9 protein-coding genes and 1 tRNA gene are annotated in these 9,539 nt (G+C 68.7%); 7 read left to right on the plus strand and 3 right to left on the minus strand.

The annotated features are described in order from the left end of the window. Positions 1-30 precede the first annotated feature (30 nt). Both RIN18_RS12515 and RIN18_RS12520 read left to right on the plus strand, forming a co-directional pair. Positions 31-3,750: an AAA family ATPase gene (locus RIN18_RS12515; protein WP_375163528.1), complete on the plus strand. Its 3,720-nt coding sequence runs from the start codon at positions 31-33 to the stop codon at positions 3,748-3,750. Then, complete coding sequence (locus tag RIN18_RS12520) at positions 3,743-3,937, plus strand: hypothetical protein (protein ID WP_309104311.1); 195 nt, start codon at positions 3,743-3,745, stop codon at positions 3,935-3,937. Before RIN18_RS12515 ends, RIN18_RS12520 begins: the two co-directional genes overlap by 8 nt. 6 nt (positions 3,938-3,943) lie before the next feature. On the opposite strand, the gene mscL is transcribed toward RIN18_RS12520, so the two are convergent. From mscL to RIN18_RS12535, 3 genes are read right to left on the minus strand one after another with little or no spacing between them, the layout of a single operon-like run. After that, on the minus strand, positions 3,944-4,351 hold the full coding sequence (gene mscL, locus RIN18_RS12525; protein WP_309104319.1) for a large conductance mechanosensitive channel protein MscL: 408 nt from the start codon (positions 4,349-4,351) through the stop codon (positions 3,944-3,946). A gap of 34 nt (positions 4,352-4,385) precedes the next feature. Then, positions 4,386-4,658 (minus strand): FmdB family zinc ribbon protein, encoded by a 273-nt coding sequence (locus tag RIN18_RS12530; protein WP_309104312.1) that lies wholly within the window; start codon positions 4,656-4,658, stop codon positions 4,386-4,388. Positions 4,659-4,672: 14 nt separating this feature from the next. Continuing rightward, positions 4,673-5,269, minus strand: coding sequence for a 5-formyltetrahydrofolate cyclo-ligase (locus RIN18_RS12535; protein WP_309104313.1), 597 nt, complete (start codon positions 5,267-5,269; stop codon positions 4,673-4,675). Positions 5,270-5,311: 42 nt separating this feature from the next. On the opposite strand from RIN18_RS12535, the gene galU reads away from it, so the two are divergent. The 5 genes from galU to RIN18_RS12560 all read left to right on the plus strand — a co-directional run bounded on the left by galU (position 5,312) and on the right by RIN18_RS12560 (position 8,977). After that, positions 5,312-6,199 (plus strand): UTP--glucose-1-phosphate uridylyltransferase GalU, encoded by an 888-nt coding sequence (gene galU / locus RIN18_RS12540; RefSeq protein ID WP_309104314.1) that lies wholly within the window; start codon positions 5,312-5,314, stop codon positions 6,197-6,199. A gap of 39 nt (positions 6,200-6,238) precedes the next feature. Beyond that, positions 6,239-6,850, plus strand: a complete 612-nt coding sequence (locus RIN18_RS12545) for a GNAT family N-acetyltransferase (protein WP_375163529.1) — start codon at positions 6,239-6,241, stop codon at positions 6,848-6,850. Positions 6,851-6,952: 102 nt separating this feature from the next. Then, a complete protein-coding gene (locus RIN18_RS12550; protein WP_309104316.1) occupies positions 6,953-7,798 on the plus strand; it encodes a hypothetical protein in 846 nt (281 codons plus the stop codon). A gap of 52 nt (positions 7,799-7,850) precedes the next feature. Beyond that, positions 7,851-7,923: transfer RNA gene (locus RIN18_RS12555), tRNA-Ala, on the plus strand. Positions 7,924-8,062: 139 nt separating this feature from the next. After that, the gene (locus RIN18_RS12560; protein WP_309104317.1) at positions 8,063-8,977 is read left to right on the plus strand and encodes an alpha/beta hydrolase; all 915 of its coding nucleotides are present in this window, start codon (positions 8,063-8,065) and stop codon (positions 8,975-8,977) included. The last annotated feature ends 562 nt before the right edge of the window (positions 8,978-9,539 follow it).

Below are 9,539 nucleotides of genomic sequence, written 5' to 3' on the forward strand. Positions count from 1 at the left end.
ACGAGACCATGCGCGCCTAGGGTGTGTGGTGTGTGGCGACGTGAAGGAAAGTCTGCGAATGATGCAGCGACGGATGCCGCGGTGACTCTCGGCGACCTGCACGAGTCTCCGACGGGCGTCGACGTCGCGCATGCCGCCGAGGCCGAACGCACCCGCCTGCGCGCGGAGGCCGCCGATCTCGGCGGTCCTTCTCCGCTGATCACCTACCGCGACACCGTGGAATCGGCGATCGACATCTCCAAAGCCCATCCAGGGAGCCTCCCGCAGTTCATCACCGGTCGCTCGACGCTGCTGTCGAACCTCTTCCGCGACGAGGTGGGCCTTCGGACAGCACGGCTCGCGGCGGAGCGGATCACCGCGAAGAACACCGAACTGCGCACGGTGCGGGGGATCGAGGCGGTGCACCTCGCCGTGGGCGTCGCCAGCTGGCGCATCGGCGGCGCGGACTTCGCCGCCCCCGTGCTGCTGCGGCCGCTGGCGATCCGCCGCCATCACTCCGACTTCGAGCTCAAGCTCCAGGGCACCTTCGACGTCAATCCCGAACTCGTCCGCATCGCGCGGGAGCACTTCGGCATCACCATCGACGCCGCAGCCCTCGCCGCCCTCGCATATGACGGCGGCATCTTCAAGCCACAGCCGGTGATCGACAGCCTGCGCGCGACCACGCGCTCGATCGACACGTTCGCCGTCCAGCCGCGGCTGGTGGTCTCGACGTTCGCCGACGTCGGCGGCGCCATGGCCCGCGACAGCCGAAACCTGGACTCGAGGATGCTGAACGCGCTCGCCGGTCACGTCGGCGATCGCGAGCAGGTCTCGGCGCCCCGAGCTGAGCCGCACTACGTCGGACCGGACGACCGCGCCCCAGCATCCGACAACCTGCTGCTCGACGCCGACGCCGAGCAGGAGGCCGTGCTGTCGAAGATCGCAGCTGGCCACTCGCTGACCGTCGCCACGCTGCCGGGGACCGGCGGCACGCAGACCGTGATCAATGCACTCGGAGAGCTGGTGCGTGCAGGCAAACGGGTGCTCGTCGTCTCGGCCCGCCGGTCGACGCTGGACGGAGTGCGGCATCGGCTCGCCGGAATCGGACTCGACAGCCTCGCGATCTCGCCGGTGAGCGTCCGCCGCGATCTGATCCGCGCCATCGGCCGGAATGAGAAGGCGACCTCGCCCAAGGTCAGCGAAGTCGATGACGCTCTCGTGCGCCTGCGCACGGTGCTCCGCGATTACCGCAACGCGCTGACGGCTCCCGTGCCGGGGATGAACGCCTCCGTCCTGGAGGCGACGAGACAGCTCACCCGGCTGGCGTCGCTGCCGACGCCGCCATCCACGACCGCGCGTCTCGGTGCGCAGGCGCTGCAGCGTCTCGCGGCGGACAGGACCGCGGCGGCGGAGTCGCTGGCACAGGCGGCCCGACTCGGCGAGTTCCGGTTCGGCCCGGACGACTCGCCCTGGTACGGGGTCAGCTTCGGCAGTACTGAAGCCGCGCGTGCCGCCCACGAGCTGGCGGTGCGGCTGCATTCCGACAGCGTCCCTGCCCTGCTCGAGCGGGGCTATGAGCTCATCGCCCAGACGCACATGCGCCCGTTCGCCACGATCGACGAGCTGGGGGAGTACCTGCGGCTGCTGCAGGGCATTCGCGACTCACTCGACCGATTCAGCCCCACTGTCTTCGAGCGCCCGCTCGGCGAGCTCATCCAGGCGCACGGATCCCGGCGTGACGCGCCGGGGATGTCCGGTGCCAACCGGCGGCGGCTGCGCCGCCTGGCCAAGGAGTACGTGCGTCCCGGCGTGCACGTGACCGAGATGCACGAGGCGCTGCTGCGTATTCAGACCCAGCGCACGCAGTGGCAGCGCTGCGTCGACGCGGGAGTCGCACCGGAGGTGCCCCTGGGCCTTGCCGACGTGTACGCGGCCTGGCAGCGCGTCGAGGCCGAACTCGCCGAACTCGATGCTGCCCTCGGACGGCGTGAGCCGCTCGCGACGCTGCCCGTCGCCCGCCTCGTGCGCACGCTCGCCGGCCTCGCGGCGAAGTCGGACGTGTTCGACAACCTCGTCGAGCGGGCAGAACTGCGTGACCGACTGGCCCTGCTCGGCCTCGAGCCGCTGCTCGCCGACCTGTCGGTTCGTCACGTGTCGGAGGCCCGCGTCGGAGACGAGCTGGAGTTCGCCTGGTGGCAGTCCCTCCTGGAACGGGCGCTGCAGGACAACAGGGCCCTCCTCGGCGCGAACACCGCGGTCGTCGACCGCCTCGAGCGGGATTACCGCCTGGTCGACGAGGCGCATGCGGCGATGTCGGGTCCGTTGCTCGCCTGGCAGTTGGCGAGCCAGTGGAAGATCGCGATCGTCGACGAGCCCGAGCAGTCTCAGCATCTGCGCCGCGCACTCACCGATGCCGCTGCGAGCACCGCGCAAATCGTCTCCGCCGCCCCCACTCTCGTCGACGTGCTCGCCCCGGTCTGGATCTCGTCGCCCTACATGGTGCCCGAGATCCCCGATTCCGTGACCTTCGACACCGTGCTGCTCGTGGATGCCGCGGCGATCAACCTCGCCGAGGCAGCGCCCGCGATCCGGCGCGCACGCCAGGTGGTGGCCTTCGGCGACCCGGTGACGCAGCGTCCGACGCCCTTCCACGTCGCGGTCGATCCGGCCGAGGCCTGGGAAGCGGAGGTGCCCTTCGATTCCGTCTCCGTCTTCGAGCGCCTCTCTGAACTGCTCCCCGTGATGACCCTGACGCGCAGCTACCGGGCCGGGGGAGAAGACCTCGCCGAGCTCATCAACGACGCGTTCTACGGCGGCGAGATCGTCTCGCTGCCCTGGGCGGGCTCCTACCTCGGACGAGGCAGCCTGACCGTCGACTACGTCGAGGGAGGCGTCGGTGCACCCGATCCGATCTCGGGTGCGGTGGAGAGCCCGGACGCCGAGGTGGCGCGCGTGGTCACCCTCGTCGTGGAGCATGCCGTGCATCGGCCGACGGAGTCGCTCATGGTCGTCACCGCCAGCGCCCGCCACGCCGAGCGCGTGCGCGCGGCGGTCACGACCGCGTTCGCCGGCCGCTCCGATGTCGCCGACTTCGTCTCGCGAGACACGGCCGAGCCTTTCGCGGTGCTCACCCTCGAGGAGTCCGTGGCAGAGAGCCGGGACCGCGTGATCTTCTCGCTCGGTTTCGGGCTGACCAAGCACGGCCGCGTGCTCAGCGACTTCGGCGACCTGTCGACGCCCGACGGAGAGCGGCTGCTCACGGTCGGCATGACCCGCGCACGCCGCTCGATGGTGCTGGTGTCCTCGATCCGGCCGTCGTCCTTCGACGACGGACGACTCGAACACGGTGCGGCGACGCTGATGTCGATCCTCGGCGGTCTCGCCGCTCGCGGGCGCGACGCGCGCCTCGAGGATCTCGCCGACCCCCTCACGCTCGCTCTCGCACGGGAGCTCCGCCGCCTCGGGGCCTCGGTCGACGTCGACTATCGGGGCCTGCTCCCGCTCGTCGCGCAGCACGACGGCAAGGCCGTGGTGATCGAGTCCGACCCGGAGTCGCGTGGCGAATCGCTCAGGGAGACTCTGCGGCTGCGACCCCAGGTGCTGCGCCGGCTCGGCTGGCACTACGTGCGGGTGCACGCGTTCGACCTCTACAGCGATCCGGTGACCGTGGCGTCGCGCATCGCGGGCATCCTCGGCATCTCCGCGCAGGCACCGCGCGCGGACATCGACACCCAGCCGATCGATCTGCCCGATTCGCGGCATGACTGACGATTCCCGTCAGCGGATCGAGCGGGTTCCCGGAGCGCGTCGCGCCCGCCTCACGCCGGCGCCGGGGACGGACCCGGAACCGGATACCGGAACGGACCGGCAGAAGGATGCGGCGGCGACCGGCGACGGCGGGACGAAAGGCCCCAACGACGAGCGGCTGCGGCAGGACGTGCCGCCGCACTACTGAGAGTGCTCAGCCGGCAGCCGCGTCGCGGCGCAGCAGGTCTCGGATCTCGATGAGCAGCTCCTGCTCGGTCGGCAGGGTCTGCTCCTCGACGGCCGGGTTCTTCGCCGCCTGGTGCTCCTTGTACTTGTTCATCGGCACGACGAAGACGAAGTACACCACCAGCGCGACGGCGAGGAAGCTGATGACGGCCGACACCAGGTCGCCGAGCGGGAAGACGACCTCGCCGTAGAGACCGGGCAGTTTCGGGCCGAAGTTCCCCGCGGCGTCCGCCTGGAAGAAGAGCGCGACCAGGGGGTTGATGATGCTCGACACGACGGCGTTCACGATCGCGGTGAAGGCCGAGCCGATGACCACGGCGACCGCCAGATCGATGACGTTGCCCTTGGTGACGAACTCCTTGAAGCCCTGTAGCACTGTCACTCCTTCTCAGTCCTTTCCATCCGCGGCCTCAGGAGGAGGCCGGCGACGACGCGGCGGCCGGGGCGGTGCTCGTGGCCTTCTCGGGCTTCGAAGAGGTCGAACCCTGGTCGGAGCCGCCGGACTTGCTGCGCGAATCCGTGCGGTAGAAGCCGGAGCCGTTGAAGGTGACGCCGATGGATCCGTACTGCTTGCGCAGTGCGCCGCCGCATTCGGGGCAGATGGTCAGCGCGTCGTCGGAGAAACTCTGCACGGCGTCGAACTGGTGCGCGCACGTCGTGCAGGCATAGGCATAAGTGGGCATGGTCGTCCTCGGGTTCAGTGTCGCGACGGCGACAGGATCAATGTCTGCGACGGGGTCACGACGCCGGTCACCGGCTGATCGTGCACCTCCCGCGGCAGGGAGTCGAGTATCTCGGAATCATAGATCACCGCGTACACCGGCGGGCACCGCTGCATCGACCCGATCGTCTTGTCGAAGTACCCGCGGCCCCATCCGAGTCGCATCCCCGACCGGTCGACGGCCGCGGCGGGGATGATCATCAGGTCGACGTCGTTCACCGCGATCGGGCCGAGCACCTCGCCGGTGGGCTCCGGCAGACCGAACATGCCCTCGGAGACATGCTCGTCATCGGTGGCGACCGCCCAGTCCAGCAGGCCGTCGGCGCGCGTCACCGGCAACAGCACCCGGATGCCCCGGCGGACCGCCGCTGAGACGAACTCCCGGGTGCCGGGCTCGTTCGTGGCGGACAGATAGCACGACACCGAGCGTGCGCCGCTGGCCTCGACGAGCTCGTCGAGCCGCGCCGCGATGGCGGAGGCCGCAGCATCCCGCTGCGCGTCGGACAGAAGCTGGCGTCGCTCGCGCAGCTCGGCTCGCAGTGCGCGCTTGGCGTGCTCGACGTCGTTCGACATGCCTTCGAGTGTACGGGCGCCGGGCCCCGGTAGGCTGAGGGGATGGGTCATCAGAAGATCAAGGCAGTCATTCCCGCGGCCGGACTCGGAACACGATTCCTCCCGGCGACCAAAGCGATGCCGAAGGAGATGCTGCCCGTCGTCGACAAGCCGGCCATCCAGTACGTCGTCGAAGAGGCGGCCGCTGCCGGCATCGAGGACATCCTGGTGATCATGGGGCGCAACAAGAACGCCATCTCGAACCACTTCGACGCCGTGCCGGAGCTCGAGGTCAAGCTGATGGAGAAGGGCGACACCGGGCGCCTGGAACGCGTGCTGAAGTCCAGTGATCTCGCCGACATCCACTACGTGCGCCAGGGCGAGCCCAAGGGCCTCGGTCACGCGGTGCTGCGTGCGCGCAGCCACGTCGGCGACAGCTCCTTCGCCGTCCTCCTCGGCGACGACCTCATCGACGAGCGTGACGAACTGCTCACCGCGATGATGGCGGTCCACGAGCAGACCGGTGCCGCCGTCGTGGCGCTGATGGAGGTCGATCCCGCCAGCATCCAGATGTACGGCGCCGCTGCCGTCGAGCCGATCGACGGCATGGACGCGGTCCGCGTGACGGGTCTGGTCGAGAAGCCCGCCCCCGAGGACGCGCCGTCGAACCTCGCGATCATCGGACGCTACGTGCTTCCCGCTTCGATCTTCGAGATCCTCGAGCGCACCGAGCCGGGCAAGGGCGGCGAGATCCAGCTCACTGACGCACTGCAGGAGCTCACGGCAGCCGACAGCGGCCCGGGGGTCGTCGGCGTGATCTTCCGCGGCCGCCGCTACGACACCGGCGACCGCGTCGACTACATCAAGGCGATCGTGCAGCTCGCGGCGGATCGGGACGACCTGGGACCGGAGCTGCGCCCGTGGTTCAAGGAGTTCGCGGAACGCCTCTAGGCGACCTTCGCGGGTGCGCTGATGGAGGTGGCGGTGGGAATGCGGCACGGTCCCGTCGAGCTGCGCCTGATTCGCACCCGCGACGCCCGCGCTCTCCAGCATGAGCTGCTGAACAATCGCGGCTGGCTGCAGCCGTGGGAGGCGACAGTGCCGTACGGCACGGTGTCGTTCGACATGAGGCTCAGCATCCGTCGGCTTCTGCAGCAGTATCGCGACGGAGCCGGCTACCCGTTCGTGATGGAGTACGAGGGCGAGATCGCCGGTCAGCTGAACGTCTGGGGGATCGCGCGCGGGTCGCTGTGCTCCGCGACCATCGGATACTGGGTGAGCGAGCGCTTCGCCGGCAAGGGGATCACTCCGACCGCCGTCGCGTTGGCGACGGACGCCTGCTTCACCGACTACGGCCTGCACCGCATGGAGATCTGCATCCGCCCCGAGAACGCAGCGAGCCTGCGCATCGTCCAGAAGCTCGGCTTCCGCTACGAGGGGCTTCGGCGCCGCTACATCCACATCGACGGCGACTGGCGCGACCACTACGCCTTCGCCCTGACGCGAGAGGATGTCCCGCAGGGAGTCCTCGCCCGGTGGTTGAGCGGGCAGGTGCCTCAGGACGCCGCCGCGATCCCCCCGACGGACCGTCTCGCACGCTGAACGCCCCGACGGCCGCGGAGACCGCCAGGGTGCGGCGAACCGGACGCGACACGCGCCGCCCGTGAACGAGCAGGGGAGGTCCGGTCGCTTACCGTTGTCGGTATGGACGGGCCGGTGCTGAGCGGGGGAGTGATCGTCCTCGTCGCCGTGCTGCTGTGGATGCTGTACCTGCTGCCGTCGTGGCGCGGGCGCTTCCAGTACAACGCCGCCGAGCGCAACGCCGTGCGGCTCAACCAGGCCCTCCGAGTGCTGGCAGAGACGAGTGAGACGCCGGGCGAAGTGCACCTCGAACTGAACGCACGCACGGCGCTCGCGCAGCAGAAGCTCGCCAGGCGCCTGCAGGCCGAACGCGAAGCGGCGGAGCTCGAATCGCTTCGGCGGGAGCTCGCCGCCACCCGCGCCGATCCCGTGGTCCGCCAGGCTCGCGCGAGACGGCGTGTGCGCATCGTCGCGAGCACCGCACTGGCCGCGGGAGTCGTCGCGGCGGGACTCGGCGCATGGCAGGTCTTCACCACCGGCGCACAGCTGCTGCTGTGGATCGGTGGATCCCTGATCCTGGTGGCGGGGATCGCACTGCAGCGCATGGCGGCCGTCGCCGCCCGCGCGGCGCGCCGAGCGGTCTCGCAGCCCGTGGAAGAGGCGCCGCGTGTGGCCCCGCCGCTTCACGACCAGGGCCCGGCGACCTGGACGCCCCGGCGCCTCCCTGAGCCGCTGGTGTCCGTCGCCGGCACTCGAGCCCAGGCTGCGCGCGCCGAGATCGAAGCGCAGGAGGAGCGTCGCAAGGCGGCGCGTCTGGCAGAGATCAGGCAGCGAGCAGAGCGCATGGCGCCGCCGGCACCGACACGGATTCCCGCGGCCCCCTCGCCGTACGCGGCGATGGGCTTCGTCGACGACGCCGAGATCGAGGCGCACGTCAGGGAGCTGCTGGCGCGCCGCACGGCGAGCTGATCGTCGCGACGTTCGGCACTCTCCGTGGCGTGATAACGTAGTCGAGGTTCACGGGCCTATGGCGCAGTTGGTAGCGCGCCTCGTTCGCATCGAGGAGGTCAGGGGTTCGAATCCCCTTAGGTCCACACTGTGTTGAGACAGTGAAGAAGAGGCTCCGCTCCGGCGGGGCCTCTTCTGCGTTCCCAGGCCGTTGAAGCTCGATCGTCGGAATGCGATACTCGACCGCGAATTCGATGACCGCGCGACACAGGGAGCGAACAGGCGATGGAGTCTCAGACGGAGCAGACGCGATCCGAGCACGATCGATCAGTGCGTCATCGGCGGACCACCGTGGACGGCGTCGACATCTTCTACCGCGAGGCGGGGCCGGCGGACGCGCCCGTCCTGCTGCTGCCGCATGGATACCCGGCTTCGTCCTACGCGTTCCGGAACCTGATGCCCGCGCTGGCGGATCGCTGGCGCACCATCGCCCCCGATCTTCCGGGCTTCGGTTACAGCGGCACGCCGGACCCTTCGGATTTCTCCTACACCTTCGACGGGTACTCCGACTTCCTTCGCCGGTTCACCGAGGTGGTGGACCTGGACAGATTCGCCATCTACCTGCACGACTACGGATCGCAGTTCGGTTTCCGGCTCGCGATGGCGGAGCCGGAGCGCGTGACGGCTCTCATCATCTCGAACGGTGACATCTACGAAGATGAGCACGGGCCGAAGTACGCGCCTCTCAAGCAGTTCTGGGCGCATCCGAGCGAGGAGGGGCTGCGCGAGCTCGCAGCGCACATCACGGAGGACGGATTCCGTGACGAGTTCGTCGGAGAGGTGGACCAGGACCTCGCCGAACGGATCAGTCCCGACCTCTGGACGCTCTCGTGGGCGCAGCTGGGAACACCGCAGCGCCGCGAGAACCTGACGGCCCTCCTCGCCGACCAGCGTCACACGGTGCCCTGGTTCGAGCGTCAGCAGGCGTACCTGCGCGAGCACCGCCCGCCCACGCTCATCCTCTGGGGGCCGCAGGACGGGTACATGCCCGAGGGGGCGGGGCGCGCGTATCACCGGGACCACCCCGACGCCGAGCTGCATCTCCTCCGCGGCGGGCACTGGCTGCTGGAGACCAGCTTCGACGACGTCGTACCGCTCGTCCGAGACTTCCTCGACCGGAACATCCCCGCACCGGGATAGTGGTGCGGCGCGGGCCATGCGGCACTGCCACGACGAGCCCGATCGTGCGACACGCCCGGCGGTCAGCCTGGATTTGCCCAGGCCTCCGGATCCGCGTAACTTATTACCTGTTCGCCCCAAAGGGTTGAGCGAAGGCCTCAGGGCCTGCTCCCCTCAAGCATCGAACACCTCCCAGATCAGAACCGCTCAGCTGAGCGCTCCTGATCCGGGATCCGGCTCGTTCCCGAGACTCGGTCACTGCAGAGTGATTTGACAACGGACGCGAGACGGGTAAGATTGAGAAGTTGCCCTGCGGGCCTGGTTGTGATGGCTGGGTCGTGGGTGCGTCCGATCCTTGAGAACTCAACAGCGTGCACTTGTCAAATGCCAAATTATCCTCGTTCAGCCTTTTGGTTGGGTGAGAATTCCTTTGGATCAAAGACCAACCTCTTTTTGGGGGTTGGCATTCGGATGAAGTCAGCAATGATGTCATCTCTTTGGTCAGTTTCAAACTCGCTGCTTTCACTGTTTTCCCGGTGGGGGTATGCATTTCTTTTTTACGGAGAGTTTGATCCTGGCTCAG

It is taken from the genome of Microbacterium sp. (genome assembly GCF_031179285.1).
Taxonomy (GTDB): domain Bacteria; phylum Actinomycetota; class Actinomycetes; order Actinomycetales; family Microbacteriaceae; genus Microbacterium.